General features: G+C 56.1%; 30 protein-coding genes. 14 read left to right on the forward strand and 16 right to left on the reverse strand.

From position 1 onward, the window contains the following. Positions 1-57: 57 nt before the first annotated feature. From BMZ63_RS10605 to BMZ63_RS15305, 13 genes are all read left to right on the forward strand, one after another. Positions 58-1238, forward strand: a protein-coding gene (locus BMZ63_RS10605; RefSeq protein ID WP_091705369.1) for an IS3 family transposase whose coding sequence is annotated in 2 segments (ribosomal slippage) — positions 58-354 and positions 357-1238 — 1179 coding nt in all. Because the reading frame shifts where the segments join, the coding sequence is not laid out codon by codon here. Between the two features lie 120 nt (positions 1239-1358). Further along, entirely contained in the window at positions 1359-2102 is a 744-nt protein-coding gene (locus tag BMZ63_RS10610) for an Ig-like domain-containing protein (RefSeq protein WP_091705371.1), read from the forward strand. Between the two features lie 125 nt (positions 2103-2227). Continuing rightward, positions 2228-2962, forward strand: coding sequence for a hypothetical protein (locus BMZ63_RS10615; protein WP_091705372.1), 735 nt, complete (start codon positions 2228-2230; stop codon positions 2960-2962). Between the two features lie 135 nt (positions 2963-3097). After that, a complete protein-coding gene (locus BMZ63_RS10620; RefSeq protein WP_091705374.1) occupies positions 3098-3721 on the forward strand; it encodes a DUF5677 domain-containing protein in 624 nt (207 codons plus the stop codon). A gap of 20 nt (positions 3722-3741) precedes the next feature. After that, the gene (locus BMZ63_RS10625) at positions 3742-4521 is read left to right on the forward strand and encodes a trypsin-like peptidase domain-containing protein (RefSeq protein ID WP_091705376.1); all 780 of its coding nucleotides are present in this window, start codon (positions 3742-3744) and stop codon (positions 4519-4521) included. Positions 4522-4599: 78 nt separating this feature from the next. Further along, entirely contained in the window at positions 4600-5223 is a 624-nt protein-coding gene (locus tag BMZ63_RS10630; protein ID WP_091705377.1) for a hypothetical protein, read from the forward strand. 105 nt (positions 5224-5328) lie between these two features. Next, entirely contained in the window at positions 5329-5802 is a 474-nt protein-coding gene (locus BMZ63_RS10635; RefSeq protein WP_091705379.1) for a hypothetical protein, read from the forward strand. A gap of 39 nt (positions 5803-5841) precedes the next feature. After that, entirely contained in the window at positions 5842-6693 is an 852-nt protein-coding gene (locus tag BMZ63_RS10640) for a hypothetical protein (RefSeq protein WP_091705380.1), read from the forward strand. A gap of 92 nt (positions 6694-6785) precedes the next feature. Then, positions 6786-7364, forward strand: a complete 579-nt coding sequence (locus tag BMZ63_RS10645) for a hypothetical protein (RefSeq protein WP_091705382.1) — start codon at positions 6786-6788, stop codon at positions 7362-7364. A 92-nt stretch (positions 7365-7456) separates the two neighbouring features. Further along, complete coding sequence (locus BMZ63_RS10650; protein WP_091705384.1) at positions 7457-7915, forward strand: hypothetical protein; 459 nt, start codon at positions 7457-7459, stop codon at positions 7913-7915. Between the two features lie 84 nt (positions 7916-7999). Next, complete coding sequence (locus BMZ63_RS10655; RefSeq protein ID WP_091705386.1) at positions 8000-8989, forward strand: calcium/sodium antiporter; 990 nt, start codon at positions 8000-8002, stop codon at positions 8987-8989. A 12-nt stretch (positions 8990-9001) separates the two neighbouring features. Continuing rightward, on the forward strand, positions 9002-9613 hold the full coding sequence (locus tag BMZ63_RS10660; RefSeq protein WP_143072211.1) for a hypothetical protein: 612 nt from the start codon (positions 9002-9004) through the stop codon (positions 9611-9613). 46 nt (positions 9614-9659) lie between these two features. Further along, a complete protein-coding gene (locus BMZ63_RS15305; RefSeq protein ID WP_227663563.1) occupies positions 9660-9758 on the forward strand; it encodes a hypothetical protein in 99 nt (32 codons plus the stop codon). A gap of 8 nt (positions 9759-9766) precedes the next feature. Here BMZ63_RS15305 and BMZ63_RS10670 read toward each other — a convergent pair whose 3' ends face one another. Continuing rightward, a complete protein-coding gene (locus BMZ63_RS10670) occupies positions 9767-10807 on the reverse strand; it encodes a M14 family metallopeptidase (RefSeq protein WP_227663552.1) in 1041 nt (346 codons plus the stop codon). Continuing rightward, positions 10804-12288, reverse strand: a complete 1485-nt coding sequence (locus BMZ63_RS10675) for a glutamate-cysteine ligase family protein (RefSeq protein ID WP_091705393.1) — start codon at positions 12286-12288, stop codon at positions 10804-10806. Before BMZ63_RS10675 ends, BMZ63_RS10670 begins: the two co-directional genes overlap by 4 nt. An 84-nt stretch (positions 12289-12372) precedes the next feature. Between BMZ63_RS10675 and BMZ63_RS10680 the strand changes: the two genes are divergently transcribed. After that, entirely contained in the window at positions 12373-12783 is a 411-nt protein-coding gene (locus BMZ63_RS10680; RefSeq protein WP_091705394.1) for an META domain-containing protein, read from the forward strand. 219 nt (positions 12784-13002) lie between these two features. Here the strand turns inward: BMZ63_RS10680 and BMZ63_RS10690 are convergent, their stop codons facing one another. The 14 genes from BMZ63_RS10690 to BMZ63_RS10755 all read right to left on the reverse strand — a co-directional run bounded on the left by BMZ63_RS10690 (position 13003) and on the right by BMZ63_RS10755 (position 24821). Continuing rightward, complete coding sequence (locus BMZ63_RS10690; protein WP_091705397.1) at positions 13003-14001, reverse strand: 5-oxoprolinase subunit C family protein; 999 nt, start codon at positions 13999-14001, stop codon at positions 13003-13005. Beyond that, positions 13998-14681 (reverse strand): 5-oxoprolinase subunit PxpB, encoded by a 684-nt coding sequence (gene pxpB, locus BMZ63_RS10695; RefSeq protein ID WP_091705399.1) that lies wholly within the window; start codon positions 14679-14681, stop codon positions 13998-14000. Before pxpB ends, BMZ63_RS10690 begins: the two co-directional genes overlap by 4 nt. Beyond that, positions 14678-15418 (reverse strand): 5-oxoprolinase subunit PxpA, encoded by a 741-nt coding sequence (locus BMZ63_RS10700; RefSeq protein ID WP_091705401.1) that lies wholly within the window; start codon positions 15416-15418, stop codon positions 14678-14680. Before BMZ63_RS10700 ends, pxpB begins: the two co-directional genes overlap by 4 nt. A gap of 13 nt (positions 15419-15431) precedes the next feature. Next, a complete protein-coding gene (gene hemH / locus BMZ63_RS10705; RefSeq protein WP_091705403.1) occupies positions 15432-16544 on the reverse strand; it encodes a ferrochelatase in 1113 nt (370 codons plus the stop codon). A gap of 23 nt (positions 16545-16567) precedes the next feature. Further along, the gene (locus BMZ63_RS10710; RefSeq protein WP_091705405.1) at positions 16568-16996 is read right to left on the reverse strand and encodes a protein tyrosine phosphatase family protein; all 429 of its coding nucleotides are present in this window, start codon (positions 16994-16996) and stop codon (positions 16568-16570) included. Positions 16997-17020: 24 nt separating this feature from the next. After that, entirely contained in the window at positions 17021-17833 is an 813-nt protein-coding gene (xthA, locus tag BMZ63_RS10715; protein WP_091705406.1) for an exodeoxyribonuclease III, read from the reverse strand. 82 nt (positions 17834-17915) lie between these two features. Then, on the reverse strand, positions 17916-18650 hold the full coding sequence (locus BMZ63_RS10720) for a hypothetical protein (RefSeq protein ID WP_091705408.1): 735 nt from the start codon (positions 18648-18650) through the stop codon (positions 17916-17918). After that, complete coding sequence (locus tag BMZ63_RS10725) at positions 18647-19177, reverse strand: DUF2878 domain-containing protein (RefSeq protein ID WP_091705409.1); 531 nt, start codon at positions 19175-19177, stop codon at positions 18647-18649. Before BMZ63_RS10725 ends, BMZ63_RS10720 begins: the two co-directional genes overlap by 4 nt. Continuing rightward, positions 19174-20445 carry an SAM-dependent methyltransferase gene (locus BMZ63_RS10730; RefSeq protein ID WP_091705411.1) on the reverse strand — a complete coding sequence of 424 codons (1272 nt, stop codon included), beginning with the start codon at positions 20443-20445 and terminating at the stop codon, positions 19174-19176. The genes BMZ63_RS10725 and BMZ63_RS10730 overlap by 4 nt, the downstream gene beginning before the upstream one ends. Beyond that, positions 20433-21332: a DUF1365 domain-containing protein gene (locus BMZ63_RS10735; protein ID WP_091705412.1), complete on the reverse strand. Its 900-nt coding sequence runs from the start codon at positions 21330-21332 to the stop codon at positions 20433-20435. Before BMZ63_RS10735 ends, BMZ63_RS10730 begins: the two co-directional genes overlap by 13 nt. A 1-nt stretch (position 21333) precedes the next feature. Continuing rightward, positions 21334-22599: an NAD(P)/FAD-dependent oxidoreductase gene (locus tag BMZ63_RS10740; RefSeq protein ID WP_091705414.1), complete on the reverse strand. Its 1266-nt coding sequence runs from the start codon at positions 22597-22599 to the stop codon at positions 21334-21336. Between the two features lie 25 nt (positions 22600-22624). Next, complete coding sequence (locus tag BMZ63_RS10745; RefSeq protein WP_091705416.1) at positions 22625-23404, reverse strand: SDR family NAD(P)-dependent oxidoreductase; 780 nt, start codon at positions 23402-23404, stop codon at positions 22625-22627. Then, the gene (locus tag BMZ63_RS10750; protein ID WP_091705418.1) at positions 23401-23868 is read right to left on the reverse strand and encodes a nuclear transport factor 2 family protein; all 468 of its coding nucleotides are present in this window, start codon (positions 23866-23868) and stop codon (positions 23401-23403) included. Before BMZ63_RS10750 ends, BMZ63_RS10745 begins: the two co-directional genes overlap by 4 nt. Next, positions 23865-24821: an acyl-CoA desaturase gene (locus tag BMZ63_RS10755; protein WP_091705419.1), complete on the reverse strand. Its 957-nt coding sequence runs from the start codon at positions 24819-24821 to the stop codon at positions 23865-23867. Before BMZ63_RS10755 ends, BMZ63_RS10750 begins: the two co-directional genes overlap by 4 nt.

A 24821-nucleotide genomic window follows, 5' to 3' on the forward strand; every position in this document is an offset into this window, starting at 1 on the left:
TGGACTTCCCCCAGTTCAGTGGACACGCATCGATAACTCCGCAGGAGGAGAAATACGATGCCGGAAATGATCACGGGGAAGAAAACTCAGCAGTACAGTACTGAGTTCAAGGTCAAAGCGGTGGAGTGGAGTCACCAGGCTCATCGCAGCGTGAAAGGCGTCGCGGAAGCGCTGGATATCCACCCCTTCATGCTGTCACGCTGGCGAAAAGAATACCGTGAAGGAAAATTCGCCATGAAACGGGTTAAGAAAGCGCCAGCTGACGCGAAGAAGAAAATCCAGGACGAGGATGAGGTCGCCCGCCTGAAACGCCGGATATCGGAGCTTCAGGAGGAAAATGACATCCTAAAAAAGTTTCAACGTTTTCAGGCCGAGGAACGACGGAAGCGTTCCGGTTCATCTGGAAACACCGACGAGACTACAGCGTAAAAGCGCTGTGCAGACATCTAAAGGTGTCGCGGTCTGGATACTATGCCTGGGCCAACCGGGAGCCCAGTAAGAGAGCCGCGGACAAGGCAGACTTGTTGCTGAAGATCAGGAAGATCTACGACAACAGTAAAGGCCGTTATGGCAGTCCTCGCGTTTACCAGACGCTGCGTCGCGAAGGTCTGATAGTCGGAGAGAATCGGGTCGCGAAGATTATGCGGGAGTGGGGCATGAAGGCCCGCTCTGCTCGTGTATACCGCCGACTGAGGAAGCTCAGGGATGATTTGAAGGCCCTGCCAAATTATCGACTTGAAGCGGCGAAGCCGACTGCGGAAAACCAGCAATGGAGCAGTGATGTCACCTACATCAAGCTTGGCAAGAAGTACGTCTTCCTGGCGGTGGTGCTGGACCTGTACTCACGCCGCATCATCAGCTGGCGCCTGGGAGAGAGTCTGAGTGCAAACTTTGCCCGAGCGACGCTGCGCGATGCCTTTACGACCAGACAACCTGATTCTGATCTGTTGTTCCATACGGATCGCGGCATCGAATACCGAGCTCATAAGACACAAGCGCTGCTGAGGCAGTACCAGGTAAAGCACAGCATGAATCGGCCCGGTCAATGCACCGACAACGCTGAGGTCGAATCGTTCTTCAAGACCCTCAAGGGAGAATTGCTACACGCCACCAGCTTCGTGACGATGCGCCAATTACGGAAACATATAAAAGCCTATATTGAGGGCTTTTATAATACCCAACGGCTGCACAGTGGCCTTGGTTACCGGACTCCGCTAGAGTTCGAAGGAATCAACTGATGGGGCGTGTCCATTTTATTGGGGGAAGTCCAACAGCCGAGAGCTACGTTCCTTCGTCGCTCCACCTTCGGCTGCGGGTTATGGGCAGCATTATGTGCAAAATGAGACAGGAGAGATTGCATGAGTTTTGCAAAAAATAGCGTTATCAAATTCTATCTAATGGCAGCAGTAGCCTCTTTCGCTCTGTTTGGCTGTGATGCATCGTACGATTCGTCGAATTCTACGAATGCATCCGATTCAGAGAATGAGGCCAAGCACGAAAGGATTTCGTATCCGCCCGAAGGTTATTCAGTGTCAGTTTCAAGTGAGAGACTGAACGACAGTAAAGTCTATCTAGAATTGAGTACAAACATACCTGGCACAATCGAACTAATGGTTGGTATCAGTCTGGCCGGCCAAGCGGCAGATGATACTTGGATTGGTAAGAATGAGCGGGTGCGGTTAGTGAATGGGAATGGGCAGGTAACATTCGATGTAAGTGACCTGCCGTCTGGCCAATATGAAGTCGAGGCGACGTTCTATCCTCGTTGGGGATTTCAGGACGAAGAGTCAAGGCTTTCTGGAGTAGATCAGCGCTTAGAGCATAGGCACCCGATTAAATTAATGGGATCCGGCGAACCCGCCGAGCTAGCAGCTCAGCGCAATGAGAACCAAAAGTGGGTTAGAGAAAACATTATCATGGGCTCAGAATGGGACCCTGAATTCTGGAAGGGTCGCTTTGGGGAATGGAAAGAATTCCCGGTGAGAACTCGGAATCCTGACATTATTTCAAACTATTATTTCGAGTCTCTGGATATGACCATCATCGTAAATACTCTGAAGGATGAGATTGTAGTCTGGAGAATGGGCCGAGATGGACTGTAAATGTATGGCGGCACACATAACACAGGCTTCAACGCGGACCGGATTTTCCGCTGGTACTTAAAATTCGGCCGATTAAGTCGGTCGTTAGAACTGAGGTCGAACTGAGAACATGAGGGAAAACGATAATGTGTAAGGAAGATGCGCCAAGGAAACCTGATATAAGAGAAATCAACTATTACTCGGGTAAGAAGTCCGACGGACGTTTCCAAGTATATCAAATCCGTGCTATCGATATCCCTTGTCCGCCTTCAATCCCGTATCTTTTGAATGGGGCGATAGTCTGTATCGAGATAGCAGACCGACTAGACTACATACAGCGTCAAGTGACCGAGGCAGTCGCGGCCTGGGAAGCATGTCAACACCGGCCACACAAGTACTCGATTGAAACTGCATTGATAAACATGAAGCGGGTTATGGATGACTTAGTAATGATGTCCTACTGCCTGAAATACGAGCGTGTCGTTCAGGACTCTGTGGAATTAGAAGTCGACGGATGGGGTGCCTTGTTCTCAAAGGGGAAGCCCACAAAGGTAGGCGCCGCACTTATTGATGAGTTCTTCAAGGGAGTTGACCGCTTTCCGCATGTGCTCTCAGAGATCGTCAATTCCTTCAAGCACAGTTATCTCCTACCAGAGGCGGCCAGACTATTTGGCGCCGATTTTCCGACAGTCATTGGAATATATTCGCATAGGAATAATTACAGGAAGGTAATACATCATCACAATCACAGCCTTGGGCAGATTGTTATTGGCTTTAACGACTTCTGTTCAACGACGATCGGGAATCAAATTAGATTCACTGACCAAGAGGGGACGGCGCGTTATATCGTCAGCAAAACTGCGCGAAGGCCTGATGAATAGCCAAATCAGCCATTGTGTTCTAACAAGGCCAAGCACGGCGACGCCTACTACATTGCGGCTTCGCCTCCATTTCGTAGCTGCGCATGTTGGCTGGCGTTAGGCTTGTCAAAGCGTATTACAGCGCAGGAAGAAAGTATGACTCCACACGAAAAAGTCGATCAAATTAATAAATTTGCGTATGACCATCTGATGGCGCAAGAAGTTTTGGCGAAGGGCGAGCGTGAAGAGAGGTATTCGCTGTCCTTAGTGTACTGGAAGAAGTTTTTGATTAATTGCAAAGTCATTTCAAGTCTGGTGGCAGAGGGCTACCACGATGAGGCTCTTACGATACAACGCTTATCAATGGAGCATTTATTCAATATGTTTGCTTTGGTGACGCAGGAAAACTTCGTTCAAGAGCTTAAGAACAATACCGAAGCCAGTATTCCAAAGGCGTTAAACTGTCTGAATAAGGATCTAAGCAAGGATGGGGGTGGGCTGCTTACGCAAGAGAATTCCCAAGCCCTAACTAAAGCGTTGGAAAAAAACGAAAATGAACCGGTGTGTCACCTAGGGTATAGCGTGTACAACGCAGCGCAGGCCTCTGAGTTGTGGAGCTTTTACAATTCAATTTATCGAACCCTTTCTGTCTCATATTCTCACTCAACTATTCTTTCCGCTATCAAGCCACCCGGCAATGAGGAAGTTGAAAATATGCTAGACAATGCAATAAGTTTTATGGAAATTGCTAAAGCATTCGTAGATAAAGAGTTTGCCTAATTGCGGCGTTAGGAGCCAAGATGAGCACTATTCCAATGATGCAGTGTGTAGTTGCTTCAATCAGTCGTGGCATTGAGGAGGGTAATCATATAAATGTAGCCAGACTTCACGGAACTGGCTTCTACATCAATGAGGATGGCTTCCTTCTGACAGCACGGCATGTAATTGAAAAAGGGAACGTTGATGTTGAAGAAAACGGCGGAAAGCTATTATTTTCTCCGTTTCATTCTGAGGTCGGGAAGCACGTTTGTTTACCCATAGAGCAGTATGAATTTGCCCCAGACAATTTCGATGTTGCAATCTGTAAAACTCCATTGGCGTCGCATACCTTTTATCAGTATTCCAATATCACGGTCGGGCCTTGGAAGGATGTTGCAACTCACGGTTATCCCGCATCAATCATCAATAAGCTAGTTGATGAGTTCCAAGTCCAGCAGCGTTACCACAAAGGATATATTCAGAGAGAGGTTCCTGCAGGCAGGCTCGTGAACCACAATAATCCGCCACTTTTTGAACTAAGTTTCCCAATTACTCAGGGCCTTAGCGGGTCTCCTCTTTTCGTTCATAGTGAACCTTACGATTACTTGATCGGCGTTTGTGTTGGCACGACAACCTCGCAATTGGTCGTTTATGAGGATACTCAAGTCTATGATGAAGGCGAAAAGTATCACGAGCGCACAGTTAAGGTTGAAGAATTCGGGATAGCCCATGACATACGAGCCCAGGCAAACTGGAAACCCGGAATGCTTGGTGGCGAGTCATTGGGTGACAGGATTGGCGTCAAAACTCCTAACCAGTGAATGAAACCGACCAATTTTCCGCTGCCGCTACAAATCGGCGGCTTATTCAAAGCGTTATGAAGGAGAAAGGTAGTAAACATGGATCTTGAATTCTTAGATCGCATTGTCTCAAGCGTTGAGGAAGGCAATATATTGGTTTCAGTGATAATAGTCGTGGTTGCTATTATCTTTAACTATAAAAAGATCGCAGACTACCTCGAAGAGAGAAAGCGCGCGAAAATTGTGAAGATATCTGAGGCTCTGAGTTGCGAGCATGTGGATGGCCTTACAAAAGAGCATTTGAAAGAGGAGCTTGCTACAGAGCATTTCAAGATTGCTACTGGGCTGCGGCTCGAAAAGGAGTTCAGAGAGGCAATCATTAGTCTGCACAAGAAAACGAAAGGAAACCTCGGATTTTTTCATTTCAAGAGAGCACTAACGCATCTCGAATATAAGGACTCCGAGCTCAAGATAAAGTTGACGTGGTTTGACCAAGCGGGATTTTTGTTCAACCTAGTGTTCGGCTGCGTTTTGGCCCTTTTAGGGCTCTTAACCCTCATCGTTCCGGCTCAAATTGACGAAATCAGCATTGTTCAGTTCTTTATGTTCGTCGGTCTAGGTGCTTTTTTCTTTTCCATCGCGGTCATGATGTTGGTTCAAACGTTTCCGGTGAGATCAGCAAAGTTTATAAAGGAGGAGATGCAGTCTCTTCATAACCAGTAGTTCCAGTTTGTTACGGGCCTCACGGCTCTCCACCGGACGCCCTTTTATCCGCTTCGCTACAAAAAGGTCGCCGCTGAACAAAAGCGTTATGCATAAGGGATTTTCATGCTTGAATTTTGGATAGAAACGCTGAAACCAAGCGTTTTCTGGACAGCATTGGCAGCCATAGGGACATTAATGGCGGTGTTAGTCGCTTTACTTTATCCCCTTTCGTCCAAATATTTCCGCAATAACCGAATAGAAGCGCTGATAGAAGCAGAGATTAAGGGCAATTTCGAGAAGATTAGGCGCATGACCTCGAAGGAAGATCACCAGCTTCCACGGGGCCAAAAAATTGGTGCCATGGAACATAATGATGCCTTAGTGAAGCACGTTGATCTCCGCCTGTGGGAGCAATATCGCTACATACTGGCTGCCGAGAGACCAGTTGCGTTTCAGAAATACCAAGCAATCAATAGGCATGCAGAGGGCGTCCTCGATGCACCTACAAAACCCGCGCTAATGCGCCTGACCCTTCAAGTGACTGAGGCGCAATCTTACGTCGCAAAGTTTGAAGAAGCCTTCGGGAAGCAACCTTAATTGCTGTTATTCAGACTAAACAGAGTACAAGGATAAGCTATGGAAAACCTGATTTTCCGGATGAATGGTGCAGCCTTTGACGACGGCTATAGGTTGGACAAAATGGTGTCAGGATTGCACGGTACGCAACAGGTGCTTGAAGGGGTTTATAAAGGAGTCACAGGAAAGTCTCGCCTTTCTAAAAGTGACAGAGAGCTTTACAAGCTTATTGCTCAAGATGTTGAACATGGCAGCTTGCTAGTTACGCTCGGTGCCATGTTTTCTGGTGTGCAACAAACGCTTCCATTCCTGCCCTCTCTGTCTCCTGACGACATGTGGGATTATACCAAGGCTAGTGCCGCATTTTTATATGATATCTACAAAGCCGCCCATGAGGGAAAGCCGGTTTCGATTCACCAAGATGGTGAAAATACGTCGGTTGTGACTCAAGGTAATGAAAATGCCGTTCACGTATACAACGGCCCGGTTTATCAAATTGGTACGCAGATAATCACTGGGTTGCGTACACTGGATGATGCCCTGGAAGAAGATAATGTCGAAGAAATATCTCTGAGCTCGAAGTTCGAGAAAAACCCGGCCATAAAAATGCTGTTTGAAGAGAAAGGGCTATATTATCCGCCAATTTCTATTGATGAAGAACCTAAGACAATAAATTGCGATATATTTGACTTCAACAAATATGACCGAATTGGCAAGCTTAGGGTTTCGGAGTCGCAGCAAATTCCTGAAGGAAACTACAAGTTTCGGGTTGTAGGCAGGCAAGAGGTTGAAGATTATATTTTATCGATGACTGAAAGAGAGGTCGAAGTCCATTGCATTGTCGAATATGAAAATGACCCACTTCGAGAAAGCCGAATTGGCACCCTTCTCATCATTGATGTCGCAGCATAACCAGGCCAAGCACAGCGACAGATTTTTCGTTGCGGCTTAGCCTCCACGAAAATCTGCGCATGTTGGCGGCGTTATAAATCGAGGAGACTATAGTGCAAGCTCAAAAAACCGGTTTGCGCAATGATCTGGCATTCCACTACTGCACTGATGCATCAGACTTTTTGGATCGTTTTAACCTCCTCTACGAGCATTACTCGAAGACTAAACGATTTAAATGTTTTGTGGACCTGCTAATGGGGTTTGAGTGCATTTTAAAATCACATATCTTCCTTTCTCACCAGAGTGATGACATGAAGGAAGTATATAAGGCCGTAAGAAGATGTGGCCACAGTCTGAGCAGGCTTGGGTCACTTGCTAATTACTCTAGCGCTACGGACTATCAAGCCATACAGGAAAATCTAGGAGAATACTCGGTTTTCCTTCGTTACTCATTGGATGCATATGAGAACTTTCTACCGTCGTGCGCAGGGTTCGGTGAAGGAAAATATAATTATTCGTCGACCTTAACCAATCATCCCTGGATGATGAGTCAAAGGGATTTATTGCAAAAGCTAATTGACTTAACCTCGGATGAATTCGGTGGTTTCGTTGACCTTGATTTCGATAAAATTGTTGACGAAGCTAAGCAAATGAGGGAGTTCGCTAAAGATGTTGGGGTGGTCAATTCATAACCATCGCAGGCACGGCGACGTCTTTTCCATTGCGGCTTCGCCTCCATTTCGTAGCCGCGCATGCTGGCGGCGTTAAAACTCAGGGATCGACTGTGAATTTGAAAGAGCTATTACCGGATCTGCTACCGCAGGCTGTCTATTGGGCCGAGGCGCAAAGTAACCTCGCTGCTCTAGAGGGGGATTCCCTGAACGAGTTCGGCTTAAAGCTAGCTAGGCAGGTAGGAGTAGAACAGCCGGAGAAAATTCGGATTCAGCTTGTGTCAGATTTTACTCTTCCAGCTGACCAACCGCTTCGCGATATGGTGGTCCACACAGGCCTTCTAGGCCCTGAAATGGACGGGATTACTTTAGGGCATTCGGTTCTAATTCGCCGTGGACATCATCGCAATATCCGTTTGCTGTCGCACGAGTTTCGACATGTTCAACAGTATGAAAAATACGGTTCGATCACAGCATTCTTGAATGATTATCTCTGGCAGATTGCTGAGTTTGGCTATCGAAAGGCGCCATTGGAGAAAGACGCTAGGGATCATGAAGTCACTGAATTTTAACAAGTGACTGTGTTGTCAGACCGCTTCTGGATACCGCAAAAAAGCCAGGGCGTTATTAACTCCGCAACCGGAAGCATAAAAATTATGTTGAACCTGCTGTTCGTCGCTATCGGGGTGTTGCTTCTGTCTAGTGGCGGTGAGGCACTTATCAGAGGGTCTTTGGCAGCTGCGCATCGACTGGGCATTTCTCCTCTGCTCAGTGGCTTGTTAATTGTTGGTTTCGGTACGTCTGCGCCTGAACTGGTGGTCTCCGTTGAGGCCGCTCTTAGTGAGCGGCCCGATATCTCTATCGGCAATGTTGTGGGGAGTAATATCGGTAACATCCTGCTGATTCTGGGTGTATGCGCACTGATAACCCCCCTTGCTGTAAAGTCGCTCGTATTGCGGCGTGACGGTGTCACGGTTGTTGCGGCCAGCATGCTGTTTCTTATTCTTGTCGGCGGGGATGCGTTGGTAAAAGCTGACGCTGTCATATTCCTTATGGCGCTTGCCGCTTATCTGATCTGGGCGTATTGGACCGAGCGCTCCGGAGAAGCGCCTTCCGCAAAGTTGCACATAGCGGAAGGGGAGGAAGTTACTTCCCTGCCAAAAACAACGCTATGGATAGCCATGGCGATTGTGTTGGGCCTGGTTCTTTTGATCACCGGCTCACAGGTTTTGTTAAAGGGCGCCGTGGGAATAGCCGAAGCGTTTGGTATCTCGGAGGCTGTGGTAGGTTTGACCCTCGTGGCGGTTGGTACGTCTCTGCCCGAGCTTTCGGTATCAGTAATCGCGGCGTTCCGCCGACATGCCGATGTTGCTATTGGGAATATCCTGGGCAGTAATATTTTCAATCTCCTGGGAATACTCGGCATTTCCGCACTGTTACAGCCGCTTCCAGTCCATGAGCGAATCCTGCAGTTTGACCAATGGGTAATGCTGGGAACGACGCTGATTCTGTTGTTCTTTCTGTATACAGGCAGCCGTCTTAGCCGATTTGAAGGAGCGTTGCTCCTGCTGGGCTACGGTGTATATATAGCCCTGAGTTTTACAGTATTTTCCAACCCAGCAGTGATAGATGCTAATTACAACTAATCAAATCAAAACTTGTTCCTGATCATTGCTGATGCAACAACTGAGCTGTTCGAATGGTTGAACCACGGTGCTCAGACCGGATGTGTGCAGGAGCTTGAGGGAACTGTTTTGAACCACCCGTTATTTGCCAAGATGCGCTCTGCGCTGCTGGATTGTGTCAGCTCGCGTGATCATAGCCACGATTTTTCGTTCTATAGCAGTGAGTTGCTGCTCGAGCGCGTGCGTTTGTTTGCCGGGTTGTTTGGGCTGGCGTCGCCCGCCTGGGTCCTGGTGGACCGCTGGTTGCTGCCCGGTGATGTCCTGGGCGCGATGATGGGATTGCGCTTTGTGACCGGTCTCTTGTTGTTACTGATAGCCCTGTTTCCCGTGAAGCCCAGTCTTAATCGCGCCCGTTTGAGTGCAACTGCGCTGGTGGTTGTGGTCATGGGGTTCTATGTCTTTGTTGAGGTTCTGACAGGAGGCACATACCCGTCTCCGGGCTTGATTGGCTATACCATACTTCCGGTGTTGCTGGTGGCGGTTCTGGCGCTCTTGCCTTTGACCATATTGGAGAGTTCCGCGATGTTGGTGCTGGTGGGGCTCACAGTGCTGGCCACACACCTTTCGATTGGAACTGGTGGTTAAGACCGGAACCGGACCGCTGACGGTGACCACCAGCATTGGTGTCGCTGTGGGGGCACCTGGAGATCCGTTGGAAGAGGTGGTCCACCGAGCCGATCAGTCGTTGTATAGCGCCAAGGAATCCGGGCGTAACTTTGTGGTGTCGTAGGCCGGGGCCTAAAAAATAGGCTCACCCGAGGCCTTCACCGCGTAGAACAAACAATCACTCTTTGCTATCAATGGGTTGGTGGTAATCATAAACGTTTTGATGGCCTGGGCAGGGTAGATCTGCCCATTCTTCACGCGCAGTACTTTCTCCACATTCTCGGTGCGGTTGTGGCCAATGGCGGTGAGTACGCCAAGGCCTTTTTCGCCAACCCATCCCAGTGGCTCGCCTGGTGCAACTGTCCCGAAATTGCGGTGCTCAATGTCTGGCGGCAGCGTGATGTCGGCCCGGCCGCTGGGCTCCAGGCGGTATTCGATGGTGGCTTCCGGCGCCAGTTCCACCCGGATCGGGTTTCGCAGCACAACCACATCCCACTCCGCTTTTTCCAGTGACAACACGTCTGCCCCGGAGGTGTAGCGAACCAGCCCTTCGTAGGCCAGTTGATGGGCATGTTCGTCCTGGGCGCCGCCGCATTCGATGGTCACCGTGGGCACTTCCTGTTCGGAATATTCCATCAGGGCGCCCAGGCGCAGGTCGGTCATGATCAGGCGTTCGGTGTAGAGCGAGGCCAGTGCCTGGTGGGCGGCGTCGTTGGTGATGGTCACGGCGAAGGCGGGGCCGGTGCCGGAGGTGTTGTGTACGTCCAGCAGGCATTCGGGTTGGGCGTTGTGCAGTTCGGCCAGCATGGCTTCGGCTATCCGGCCTTCCTCGCCTTCAAAGGGCTCCTTGAAACACCGGTTCAGGTCGCGCCCACCGGGCAGTTGGCGCCGTGAAAACGTGGGTGGAATTTTGGCCGGGAATACGCCGCCGATAAGAAACAGCATGTTCACTTCGGGCGTGTGTTGTTCCAGCAGCCAACGGTGAAGCGCAAACAGGCCGGAAGGCTCGTTGCCGTGCAGCAGGGTGGCCATGGCGCGGGTGCGGGAGCGGTCGCGGCCGGCCACCCGGACCACGGTGGGCTTGAGCATTCGGTCCAGCCACTCGAGGGGCGAGCGGCCCAGGGTTCGGGGCGAGGGGTTGTCCAGGTAATCCAGAATCGTTGAGTGGCTCATGGCGACAGCGTCCATTCGTGCAGGGGCTTGTTGTTCTTCTGGTTGGCCATGTACAGGGACAGCATAGCCCGGAACGCCTCATCCGGGGTCAGGGATTTGAACAACGCTTCGGTGATGCGGCGCTGCCACCGTGCCCCGGTGATGGCATTCTCAATGCGGCCTTCGATGATGCCCAGCAGGCGGTCAATTTCCGCCTCGACCACGGCGGTTTGTTGCAGGGCTTCCCGGGCACGGGGCAGCAGTGCCCGGGCCACGGTTAACAGGGGCGTATCCTGCAACTGAACCTGGTCTTTGTGCGGCCAGATAATGTCCGCGCCGATGCCGTATTTGGCGGCGCGGTAGAAATTGTGTTCGGTGTACTGGAAGGGCAGTATCGAGGTCAGGTGCGGTATGTCATCGAGCACCGCGAGAGCTGCCCCGATCACGAACAGCCCGTTGGCACACATGTCCACGGCGGTGGGGCCGGCCGGCATGGAGCGAATCTCGATGCGCAGGTGGCCACCGTCGGCATGATCATAGATGGCCCGGTTCCAGGGCCAGGTGGTGCCATGGTGCAGCCGCAGTTCCGCCAGTTCCGGAATCTCGCCACGGTCCACCGCCGCCATGGGGTCTTCATCGGACAGGATCGGGATGATGGGCGGGAACAGGGACGCCGAGGCGGCGAACAGCTCCCAGGCGTTGCGCACCCAGCCGGTTCCGTAATACACCCGCGACGGGTGCCGCCAGGTTTTCCGGTTGGGGGAGCGGCTGTCGATGGATTGCTTGAACAGGGCGATCCGGGTTTCGTCCCACAGGTGGTGGCCGAACAGGCTGGGGGAGTTGCTGGCCAGTGCCAGGGCAATCGGTGTGACCAGCTGTATGGCGTTGAAATAATCCGCAAACCGGTGCGCCGGCACCCGCCAGTGCAGCTGGAAGGAGGTGTTCGCCCCTTCCATGGTGACGTCGTTGGCCATCAATTTAATGACATCATCACCGCCAATGTGGATGGTGAAGGGTTCGCCCCGTTGCCTGAGCAGGGCCGTGGCAAGGGCATGGTAACGGGGCTCGTCTGTCATGGCCTTGGAGCCCACATCACACCGGCGCAGGGTGGGCAGAATGCCGATGGGCACCAGTTCGCCACCCAGGGGCGCGGCGTGCCGGTTGATGCGCCGGATGGCGGCGAGCAGCTCCCGCTCCGTTTGGCCAAACGGGTCGCCCCGCAGCGGGTGGGGGCTGAGGTTGTATTCGAGGTTGAAGCGGTTTAGCTCCACGGTCAGTTGCGGGTCCTGAACACTGGCTGCGATTTCGGTGTTGATGGGCTGAACCCGCAAATCCGGGTTGACGATGTAGAACTCAACCTCGGCGCCAATGGAACTTTCTCCCTCGCCAAAGCCGGGCCGGTTCAGTAGGCGGGCGAAGGCGCTCAGGTCCGTGCGGACCTTGGCAGCAAAGCGCTCGAAGTCCTCCGCCGGGAATTCTGATTTGTTGATCGACAGCCCCATGGTAATGTCGTCTCCAGCGCCCACTTATCTTTGATATTAGTGGAGAATCTGCTGACGAGCCCATAAAGACAGGATTATTGCCCCATGAAGAAGATTTTGTTTACCGCGTTAGCCGCCACAGCCCTGGCCGGCTGTGCGACACAGTCAGACCAGGAAGCCGTTGTAACGGTGGACCAGCTCACCGGGCAGCAATGGGTGGTGGAAGACATCAACGGCGAGGGGATCATCGACAATTCCCGGGTTACGCTGAATTTTACCGAGGAAAACCGGGTGGCCGGTGAGGCGACCTGCAACCAGTATTTCGCCCGGTACTCCGTTGAAGGCCAGACATTGAATATCGAAAAGGCCGCCACCACCATGATGGCGTGCCCGGAAGCATTGATGAACCAGGAGCGTCGTTTCCTGGAGGCCCTGCAAAACGTTCGGTCGTTTGAGCTCGACGACACCAATGCGTTGGTTTTAACCGGTGAGGGCAGCCGGATTCTGGCCCGTTAAACCGTTGAAGGGGCGCCGGGCCGTAGTTGAGTATTCCTAGGAGGTCGCCCATGGCGGACAACGATTCTGAAAATACAGTTCCCGAGCGGGAGCGCCGGCGTTTTGCCGTGTCTGCCAACCGGGGCAAGGCCAGCCATCGCATCCGCTATGTGGAGACGGGCGGTGCTTTGGTGGATAACGAGGAATGCACGTTTTGTCAGGCGGTGCCGGATTTGGACACTAGCGCCAATGCGGGGAGCGACCGTTCTCGCTCCAAACCGTCTGCTGATACTGCCGCTCAAACAGACGACGCCGATTCTGGGCAGTGAGCGTGTCTGTCCATTCAAACGTGATTTCCGAGCCCGGCAGCTGTTGCGCCAGCAGGCCGCAATCCAGTGATGCAATCACGCCCGGCTTGGGGTAGCCGCCGATGGTCTGGCAATCGGCCAACAGGGCAATGGGCTGGCCGTCGCCGGGTATCTGCACCGCGCCCGGGATAATCCCTTCCGAGACAATACCCGGTGGCGGGTCGGCCATTGGGCTTCCCGCCAGCCGATAACCCATCCGGTCGGAGTCATCCGATACCTGATATTGGCTGGTAACCAGCCGGCGCAGGTCCGCAGACCGGAACTGGTGGTGTTGGTAGCCGGGAATCAGGCCCAGTACCGGCGACTGTTCAAGCCACTGCCAGGCCTGGGGTGGGGCAATACGGGGTGCGCCCTGAATAGGCTCGTGCGAACCGGCCGGCAGCAAATCGCCGGCCTGTAATGGCCCGGCACCTTCCAGTGCTTCCCGCTCCACCACCGAATGGCTGCCAAACCACTCACGCGTTTTGAAGCCGCCACGCACTGCCAGGTAGATCAGCCGGTGGTTCCGCGAGTGGCCGATGGCCAGTTTATCGCCGGGCGCCAGCTGCAGGCTCTGCCACATCCCAACGGGTTTACCATTCACTGTGACGTCTGCCCGGGCGCCGGTTACTGAGACTTCGCAGGCTGACAGGGCTTCCGCCTGAAACCCGCCCAGAACGATTTCCACGCAGGCGGCATTACGCTCGTTGTCCAGCAGTTTGTTGGCCCAGGCGGCGCTGCGCAGGTCCAGCACGCCGCCCCGGGCCAGGCCGTGGTGGCGAATGCCTTGGCGGCCCTGGTCCTGAACCGTGGCTTTGATGCCGGGGCTGAGTACTCTCAATGTTGGGCTGATGGCTCTTAACTCTGAGCTGATGGCTCCGAGTTCTTTCATAGTTGCCCACCCTGAGCCAGAAATTCGTCCTTGCCGATGGCAACGAAACGCACTTTGTCGCCCACCCGCAGTAACGAGAGGTTCACTTCATCGAACAGTTGCGTGGGGCAGCGGCCGATCAGTTGCCAGCCGCCGGGTGAGGCCTTGGGGTAAACGGCGGTTTGCCGGTTGGCGATGCCCACGCTGCCGGCCGGTACCTGGGTGCGGGGTGTGTCCTTGCGCGGGCAGGCGATGCTTGGATCTACCTGACCCATGAAGCCAAATCCGGGGGCAAAGCCGATGGCATACACCTGATAGGTTTCGGCGGTGTGGCGTTCGATGATTTGCTGGCTGCTGAGCCCGGTGTGTTCGGCCATCCAGGCCAGGTCCGGGCCGGTTTCCTGGCTGTAGTACACCGGGAGTTCAATCAGCCGGCCTTGCTGTGCGTTGGTTGCGGGCCCGATGGTTTCCGGTTGACTGTCGATTAAAGGGCGAAGCCGGGCCCTGGCTTCAAACACATTGACGGCAACCGGGTCGTAAATCACCAGCAGGGTGGTGTAGGACGGCACCAGGTCCACCAGCCAGGGCAATTCCAGGGCTTCAATACGTTGGCACAGGGCGGCGATTTGCCCGGGCAGGGCGCTGTCGATGGCGTCACCGAAGGAGATCAGCAGCGCATCTTCCCCAACGGCTTGGATCATGATTCCGGGTTGGCGAGTGCCTGGCGGATGGCGCGAATGGCGTCCAGCGCGGCGTCGTTGTCGCCATGTACGCACAGGCTGTCGGCTGGCAGTGTCAGCCAGTTGCCGGTGGCGCTGTAAACACCGCCATCGCGGGCAAAGCTCAGGGCCTGTTTGACCACCAGTTTGGGGTCTTCATGAACGGCGCCGGCCTGGCGACGGGAAACCAGCTGGCCTTCGTCGTCATAGGCGCGGTCAGCGAAGGCTTCCAGCAGCAGGGGAACACCGATTTCAGCGGCCATGGCCTGGTGTTCCCGATAGCGGTTGGTGACGGGGATCATCAGCGGCAGACCTTCTCGGAAGCAGCGCACCGAGCGCAGCACGGCCTTCAGCAATTCCGGGTTGCGCATCATGTCGTTGTTGAGCGCACCGTGGGGTTTTACGTAGCTGATATGCAGGCCTTCCCGGCGGCACATGCCTTCCAGGGCGCCGAGCTGGTAGAGCATCAGCGCCTCGATTTCTTCCGGGGAGTGGTGAATTGAACGCCGGCCAAAGCCCGGCAAATCGTGGTAGGACGGATGTGCCCCCACCTCAACGCCGTGTCTGGCAGCCAGCGCCAGGGTCTGGCGGATTACCATCGGGTCTGCGGCGTGGAAGCCGCAGGCCACGTTGGCCATGTCGATCAACGGCATGACCTGTTCGTCCTGGCCCATTTGCCAGGCGCCGTAGCTTTCGCCCAGGTCGCAGTTCAGTTTCATGGTCGTCTGCCCGTCAGATGTCGGTGCGGCCGGGGTACGTTGCCTGTTTCTGTGCCTCTGCGCGTTTGGCGCGGGCGTTCAGTGTGTCCGGGTTGATCTCCGGCTCGGCCCAGCCCTGCAGGTTATCTTCCACCAGTTGCACCAGCGCTTCAATATGCCCGGGGGTGGCGTTCAGGCAGGGGATGTAGCCAAAGCCGTCGCCGCCGGCTTCCATGAAGTATTCACGGTTTTCCTCGTTGATTTCCTCGATGGTTTCCAGGCAATCGGAGGAGAAGCCGGGGCAGAATACGTCAATGGATTTCACACCCTTGCCGGGCAGGGACTTCAGGGTTTCGTCGGTGTAGGGCTGCAGCCACTCTTCCCGGCCAAAGCGGGACTGGAAGGTGGTCATGTACTCGTCCTTGCCCAGGCCCAGGCGCTCGGCCAGCAGGCGCGAGGTCTTGTGGCATTCGCAATGGTACGGGTCGCCCTTGAGCAGGTATTTCAGCGGCACACCGTGGTAAGAGAGGATCAGCTTCTCGTTGCGCCCGTTTTTCTCCCAGTAGTCCTCGATGTGTTTGGCCATGGCTTCGATATAGGCCGGGTAGTCGTGGTAGTGGGAGATAAACCGGAAATCCGGCAGCCAGCGCCGGCGGGTGAAATCGGCGGAGATGGCATCAAAGGTGGACGCAGTGGTAGAGGCGGAATATTGCGGGTACAGCGGCAATACCACCAGCTTGCGCACGCCCTGTTGCTGCATTTCCTGCAGCACTTTGCTGATGGACGGATTGCCATAGCGCATGGCAAAGCCAACCACCACGTTGTTGCCGTACTTTTTCTTCAGGGCGTCGCGAATACCCTCGGCCTGGTTGGCGGTGTGGATCAGCAGCGGCGAGCCTTCCGGTTCCCAGACGCTGGCGTAGGCTTCGGCGCTTTTTTTCGGGCGAATGCGCAGGATGACCCCGTGCAGGATCATCCACCAGATCGGTCGCGGCACTTCCACCACCCGGGGGTCCCACAGAAACTCGGCCAGGTACCGGCGCAGGGCCGGGGTGGTCGGGGCGTCGGGTGTTCCCAGGTTGGTTACGAGAACACCAATACGTTCCGGCTGGTTATGGCTGAAATTTTCGGTTCCTGTGTAGGGCATGGACGTTATCCGTTGTCAGTCGATCAAGAGTGTTTGGCCTGTTGCATCATACGCGGAACCAGGCCGGAAATATCGTACCCGGCGTTTCGCGCCTTGGGCAAAAGTTCTTCCGGCTGGTGCTCGCGGGCGCTGCTCAGGGCCCAGAGAATGGTACAGCGGGTGCCTGAACGGCAGAAAGCGAATACGGGCTTTTCGGCATCGCGGATCATGGGCGCGAAGTTGTCCACGTCTTGGTCGGTGATATTGCCGGATTCCACCGGCATGTAGACCCAGTTCAGGCCGTTGGCTTTGGCTTCGGCTTCAATGTCGGCCATGGACGGCTGGCCCGGCTCTTCCCGGTCCGGGCGGTTGGCGACCAAGGTTTTGAAGCCGAGTCTGGCGATTTCGGCGACGTCTTCCACCGCGATTTGCGGGGCTACCGAGATGTTTTCATCGATTTTGCGGATTTCCATGGGAATCTCCCGTCGTTAACTGGGTTAGAGCTCGAACGTGGCCCAGACCGGGCAGTGGTCCGATGGCCGCTCCATGCCCCGGATGTCGTAGCTGACGCCGGCGCTGCGGGCCTTGGGCAGCAGGCTGTCGCTGGCCATGATCAGATCGATGCGCAGGCCACGTTTGGGATCGCGTTCGAAACCGCGGCTACGGTAATCAAACCAGCTGAAGGTGTTGTCTTCGTCCGGGTGCAGGTGGCGGAATACATCCGTGAAGCCGCGCTGCTCCACCTGGCTCAGCCATTCCCGCTCTTCCGGCAGGAAGCTGCACTTGCCGGTGCGCAGCCAGCGCTTGGCGTTGTCGGCGCCAATGCCGATGTCCTTGTCGGTGGGGGAGATGTTCATATCGCCCATCACCACGATGTGGCCGGGTTGTTCGTTCAACTGGTCCAGCCAGCTCATCAGGTCGGCGTAGAACTTTTCCTTGGCGGGGAATTTGACCGGGTGGTCGCGGCTTTCGCCCTGGGGAAAATAGCCGTTGATCACGGTCAGGCGCTCACCGTTGACGGTGAAATGGCCGGTGATCAAGCGCTTCTGGGTTTCCTCGCCGTCCCAGGGGTAGCCTTTGACCACCTCTTCCGGTTCCTGCCGGGACAACAGGGCCACGCCGTAATGGGTTTTCTGGCCGTGGAAGTGCACGTGGTAACCCATGTCCCGAATGTCTTCGACCGGAAACTGATCGTCGGTGACCTTGGTTTCCTGCAGGCCGATAAAGTCCGGATTGAGTTCGTCGATCACCGCCTTGAGCTGGTGCAGGCGGGTGCGAATGCTGTTGACGTTGAAAGAAACAAACATCATGGGTGTTTCGGTCCTCTGGATCGGTTTGCGCGCGAGTTTACCACACCGCCAGGGGTGTGGTGGTGCAGCGGCGCGATGCGAATCAGGGTAGCAGCGGGCAATCCGGGTAGCGGTCCACCTGATAGCGGATGGTGGCGGTGTAGTTGGTGTCGGCGTTCTGGCGGATGTTGGTCAGACCCTGGTAATGGGTGAGTGCGCCCTGTTCGTTGTAGCCCAGCACAATGGGGTCCACCAGCACCCGTAACATCAGGCTGGTGGGGCGCAGGCGAACCACGAGGTGAGCGTTGATCTCGCTGCGGCTGACCGGCTCGGCCACAAAGCCGAAGTGATCACCACGGGTGGGTCCGAGAAAGCGGAATTCGGCCTTGTCGCCCTGGTTAAGCCGTTGCCATTGCTGGCGTATGAGGTGGTCGAAACCCGAATCGACCACCAGAGTCTCCGGAATGCCAACGGAATAACGTTCCCGGCCACCTTCCGGCGTCTGCCAGTCAATCCGGACCTGTTTTTCCTCCCGGTAGCGAATATCCATCCGCTCGTTGAACCGGGGTTGTGAGAAGTCCACCACCGGCATCAAGGCGCTGCGTTCAAACGCCAGTTCCTTGTTGGCGAAGGTATCGCTGGTGTCCGGGTCGCGGTATTCCACCCGGTGTTTGGTGGGCTGGAACACGCCAGCGCGGCATTCGCCCTGCATGCGGTGGTGCTCGGTATACAGGGTGTCGCCGTTGTCTGCGATGGCCTGGCCCTGGAATTCGAACGTTCCGGCCAGCGACAGCGGAGATAACAGCCACAAACTCACGGCCAGTATTGCACGGTTCATGACGTTTCAAGCTCCGTGTAAAGCGCTCGGCGGATAAACAGCAACAGGGGAAACAGCACCAGCCAGCCAACCGCCATCGCGGCCAGGGACACCAGGGTGTCGGGCAGGGTGACGATGCCCAGTTTGCTGGCCGACCAGTAGGCAAACGGCCCGGCAATGGGCGCCAGTACAAACGGCAACCACCTGGTGCGGCCCACCCAGTACAGGGAGTGACAGAGGGTGGTCATGAAAATCGCCCAGATGGCCACCAGCCAGGGCGGCGCGGCCTGGATGGCTTCCTCCTCACCGGCAATACCCAGTATGCCGGTGCGGAACCAGAGCGTGTCCATCAGGCTGCCCAGGACCAGCCCCAGGCCGATGAACTGCAACTCGGCGAACCGGCGCTGGCTGACCAGTGCAAAGTGCGCGACCAGCAATACCGCAATCACCGCCACGGACCACCGGCTCGGAAACAGCACGCACACCAGCCAGCCTGTCTGGAACAGGATGAAATTCAGTACGTTGCGATGGATTTCTGAGGCGATCATAAGCTGATGATGTTCGCGCGTTTGTTGGCTGGTTTGGCCAGAAGCAGGTGCGCCACGCCAATGGCCCGCTCGCTGAAACCGGCTTCGCAGTAGGCGAAGTAGAAGTGCCACAGGCGCTGGAACGCTTCGTCGTAACCCAGTTCCTGTAACTCGCTGCGTTTGGCTCTGAACCGTGCGTGCCAGTCGTTCAGGGTACGGGCGTAGTGGAAGCCAAAGTCTTCGGCCTGGGTCAGCACCAAATCGGACCCTGTGCGCATGGCCTCCAGAATGGCGCCAAACGAGGGAATAAAGCTGCCCGGGAAGATGTAACGCTGGATGAAGTCCACGTTTTTCAGGGCGCGGGCATAGCGCTGTTCCGGCATGTTGATGGCCTGTACCAGCGCCAGACCATCTGGCTTGAGCAGGGCGCCGATTTGCTGCAGGTAGCTTTCCAGGAATTGCGGCCCCACCGCTTCGATCATCTCGATGGACACCAGCTTGTCGAACTGGCCCTGCAGGTCCCGGTAGTCGTCAAACAGCAGGGTGATGCGGTCTTCCAGGCCTTCAGCCCTGACCCGCTCTTTCGCCAGCTCCAGCTGTTCTCTGGAAATGGTGGTGGTGGTCACATGGCAGCCATAGTGCCTGGCAGCGTGGATGGCAAAACCGCCCCAGCCGGTGCCAATCTCCACCACCCGGTCGCCGGGCTGCAGGTCCAGCTTGCGGCAGATCACGTCCAGCTTGTGTACGGCGGCTTCTTCCAGTGAGGCATCCTCGCGCGGGTAAATGGCGGAGGAGTACATCATGGTGGGGTCCAGAAACAGTTTGAACAGCTCGTTGCCCAGATCGTAGTGGGCGCTGATGTTCTTGCGGGAGCCCTCTTTGGTATTGCGGTTCAGCCAGTGCAGGCCTTTGAGCGCAGGCTTGCTGATCCAGGCGAATTTGTCCTCGAAGGCATTCAGGGTATCAATGTTGCGGCTGAAAAAACGCAGCAGGGCGGTGAGGTCCGGCGAGCTCCAGTCGCCGGCCACGTAGGCTTCCGCAGCGCCGATGCCGCCGCCGGTGACCAGGTCGCGCCAGGTGCCGTGGTTGTGTACCACCAGCTCGGCATGGGGATAGCGGGTGTCTGCATCACCGAATACCCGGTTATCGAAGCCGGATTCACGCACCACCAGAGTGCCGTGGCTAAGGCTCTCAAACTGTTTGCACACCAGTTGCCGGGCAATGCGGCTGATCAACGGCGCACGCGAGGTGTCGGCACCGGCTTTGAATGAGGTGTTCAGGTTCTCCATGAGCTTACCCTTGCTGGCTGATCGTTGTTCACGTTGTTGATGCCCGGTGTTTCGGTGACATCTTGGCCCTGATCGTCGCTGCCCTTGCGGTAGCTGGGGTCGTCAGAGGCCAGTTTGTCCGGGTGGGTATAAAAATGGGCCCCCTTGAGTTTCAGTTTCAGGGCGTTCCAGTAGATACCCGCCGTTCCCTTGATGGTTTCCAGGGGAAAGTGCACCAGACTATTGTGAAAAGTTTTACGATCAAACGGGCTGCGCCGGACCACCAAAGTGGCATCAAAATGTTTACGTTCATCTTCGCGCACGTTCATGTGAATGCGCAGGTCTGGCCCGCGGAAGCTGAACAGCCATTGATAGTGCTGGTTCATGCCGTTGAACGGCGACACATGGAAGCGTTTGGAGAAGGCAAACCGCTCGGTTTGCCAGGTATCAGGGCTGCCGGGACCGGGGCGCTGGCACTCCAGACAGTACACGTGGCGCTCTTTCCAGGGCGTGTTGGTGATCTGCGCCAGAATGACCCGGGGCACGTCGCCGTTCTCCGGGTGTTGACCGGCCTGGTAGCACAGGTAAAAGCTCACCGGGTTGAAGATATAGCCCAGGTAGCGCGGATGAGTGAGTAGCTGAATGGGGCCGTCGGGTTGCCAGCCAGTGGCTGCTTCCACCCGCTGCTGTACGGCGGTGCGAAGGCTGGGCACCTCCGGGTCCAGATAGTCTTCCCGGTAGAGGCTGACCCAGTTGAAGCGCCCGGCGGACAGGAACGGGCTGAGGCGGGGCAGTGCGGTCCAGTCGTCCAGGTCCAGTGCCAGCATGCCGATCTTGTACAGAAACTCGTGCCTGGCCGGTAACTTGCGGCGATGTCTTATAGTGCCTTCGAGCCATTCAGTGGCCATCTTACAACTCCACGCCGAACGCCCGGGTCACACGCAGGGCACTCTGTACCCCGTCTTCATGGAAGCCGTTGAACCAGTAGGCGCCACAGAAGTGGGTGCGGTTGCGATTGCCGATTTCCCCGTAGCGCTCCTGGGCGGCGACCGCGTCCAGGGTGAACACCGGGTGATCGTACTCGAAACGCTTGATGACACGGTTCGGGTCGATATCGTGGCTGCGGTTCAGGGTCACGCAGAAGGTTTCCGGCGCGGTGTGGAAGTTCTGCAGAATGTTCATGTTGTAGGACACGGACACCGGCTGGCTGGCGCTGTTGGGAATCATGTAGTTCCACGCGGCCCAGGCCCGGCGGTTGGAAGGCAGCACACTGGCGTCGGTGTGCAGCACCACGTCGTTCTTCTGGTAACCGATGGCCCCGAGAATGTCCTGCTCCTCCGGTGTGGGGTCTTGCAGCATGGCCAGGGCCTGGTCGCTGTGGCAGGCCAGAATGACCTGATCAAACCGGTGCTGCTGGCCGTTCACGCTGACGGTGACGCCGTCTTCGTCTCGTTCGATGGCGGACACCGCGCTGTTCAGGTGCGTGCGCTCGCCCAGGCGGTCCATCATGCGCTCAACATAGGTGGCCGATCCGCCGGAAATCACCCGCCATGTGGGGCGATCATCCACGGACAGCATGCCGTGGTTGTTGAAGAACTGCAGGAAGAAGCGGATCGGGAACTGCTCCAGCACGATCTCCGGTGCTGACCAGATGGCCGCGCCCATGGGCACGATGTAGTAGTTGCGGAAATACTGGCTGTAGCCGTTGCGGTCCAGGTACTGGCCCAGGGTTTCGCCACCGGGAATGTCGCCGGCGGCGAGATCAGCCCGGCTTTCCCGGTTGAAGCGCAGAATCTCCCGGATCATCTTCAGAAACGGCGGATTGAACAGGTTCTTGCGCTGGGCAAACAGGGTGTTCAGGCTGGTGCCGTTGTACTGCAGGCCGGAGTTGTGGCAATCGACACTGAAGCTCATGTCGCTCACCTCCGAAGCCACGCCAAGGCGGTCCATCAGTTTGATGAAGCCCGGGTAGGTCCAGTCATTGAACACGATAAAACCGGTGTTCACCGGCCAGGTTTGGCCACCGGCTTCCACCCGTTCGGTGTTGGTATGGCCGCCGGCGTAGTCACCGGCTTCGAACAGTTCCACATCATGCTTTTCACTAAGCAGCCAGGCTGCCGTGAGGCCGGATACTCCGGCGCCGATGACAGCAATACGCTGGCGTTCCTGGTTCATGTAAGTCATTTCCTTGAGCAGTCGGTTATCCGGCCTTGCGGGCCATGTTGGCGGCCATGCGGTCGATCAGCGGTTGCGGCAGCGCGCCCAGCAAGCGTAGCAGCCAGGTGAAGCGCCGGGGGAAGGCGATTTCGGTTTTGCCTTTCTCCAGCCCGGTGCGAATGCGCCGCGCGGCATCTTCGGCACTGACGATGAAGGGCATGGGAAAGTCGTTTCGGTCGGTCAGAGGGGTTTTCACAAACCCGGGTGACACCACGACCACTTCGATGCCCTCGGCGGCCAGATCGGCGCGCAGGGCGTGGGCGAAGTAGCTGAGCGCTGCCTTGGAGGCGCCATAGCCCTCGGCCCGGCCAAACGGAAACCACCAGGCCGACGAGCTGACGATCACCAGTGTCGCCGGTTTGCCCTTGGCGCGGGTGGCACGCAACGCCGGCAGGGCGATGTCCAGGCAGCGGGCGGTGCCCAGCACGTTGGTGTTGATGTTGGCTTCGATTACTTTGCTGTCGTAACTGGCCACTTCCAGGTACTCGCAGGTGCCGGCGTTCAGGATGGCCATGTCCAGGTCACCGAAATGGCTGAGCTTCGGGCTGATATCAGCCAGTGCCTGGCGATCGGTGGTGTCTGCCGCTGCCGTCTCGATACTACCGGGGTGGCGAATGGCCAGCTCATCAAGCGCCTCCTGCCGGCGGCCGGTGACCACCAGTTTGTGGCCTTGGCCGGCGAGTTCGCGCACCAGCGCCTCGCCAATGCCCGAGGAGGCGCCGGTCAACCAAATATTGGATGCCGACTGCAATCGTGTGCTCATCCTGCCTGCTCCTTGATCCAGCGAATCATCCGACCAAGCACGGGGAGGTTTTCATACAGCAGTTGCCCGGCGTCGAAATAATCCCGGTGGTAACGCACCCGGCCGTTGCGGATTTCCAGGTGACTGATGCCATCCACACAGATGCGCTGGCCGCCGCGAATACGCTTGTGCTGCAGTTCCATCACCCAGGGCAGGGTGCACCAGCAGCCTTCCACCACCGGCTCCTGAAAACGGAACTGGCAGCGGATAACATTTTTATAGGCGCCGGCGAAATATTCCGTCAACGCATCAATTCCCTGCACCTCGCCAAACGGGTCCTGGAACCGGATGTCTTCGCCGTACACGCTGGGCAGCTTCTGCAGATTGCCCTTGTCCAGTTCATTGAACAGCCGGCGAAAGTCTTCCAGCACGACTGGCAGAACAGCGCGATGGGAGCCCACTTCGATACTTGAGGCGGTCGTCATTGGCGTTTCCTCCTCGCTTCGTCGAGTTGCCTGGTTTCTTCCTGGATGTTGGCGGGTATGGGATTCAGGTCCCAGACGATGCCCAGCTTGGACAGCACCCAAAGCCCGTACCAGGTGATGTCGATTTCGTACCAGCGAAAGCCCTGGCGCACCGAGCGCGGCCAGCGGTGGTGGTTGTTGTGCCAGCCCTCGCCCAGGGTAATCAGCGCCAGCCAGAAGTTGTTGCGGCTGTCGTCGTCGGTATCAAACCGGCGCTTACCCCAAACGTGCAGCAAGGAGTTGATGGATACGGTCGCGTGGAACAGCACGACAGTGGAGATAAAGAAGCCCCAGACAAGCAGCTGGAAACCGTTGGTGTTCAGGGAGGGGGCCCAGACGGCCAATGCCTCACCCAGCAGGTAGATCAGTATCGCAAAAACGGCAGGCACCAGGGTGTCGAAGCGGTTGATGAAGCGCAGTTCCGGGAACTTCAGCCAGTCGCGCACGCGCTTTTCGTTGGTGGCGAAGCCGGCGTCACAGGTGAACCAGCCGGCGTGGGACCACCAGAATCCGCCCTGGTGCGGGGAATGCAGGTCTTCGGGTTGGTCGGAATACTGGTGATGATGGCGATGGTGGGCGGCCCACCAGAGCGGGCCACGCTGGGCGGCACTGGCGCCGATCACGGCAAAGATGAACTGCGCCGGCCGGCTGGTTTTAAACGTTTTGTGAGAGAAATACCGGTGGTAGAAGCCGGTAATGGCAAACATGCGAATCAGGAAAAATGCGATGGCGAATACCACCGCAAAGGTGCTGACTCCGGTCACAAAAGCCAGCAAACAGGCCAGGTGCAGGCCGATGAACGGCAGCACCCGCACGATATTGAAGGATCGGGAACTGACGTCCAGGTGATCCGATCCCGCTTCGGAATCGAACCACCTCAGAATGTTTATCAGCCAGTTATTTACTCGGGTCAT

This window comes from Marinobacter persicus, from assembly GCF_900114155.1.
Taxonomy (GTDB): Bacteria; Pseudomonadota; Gammaproteobacteria; order Pseudomonadales; family Oleiphilaceae; genus Marinobacter; species Marinobacter persicus.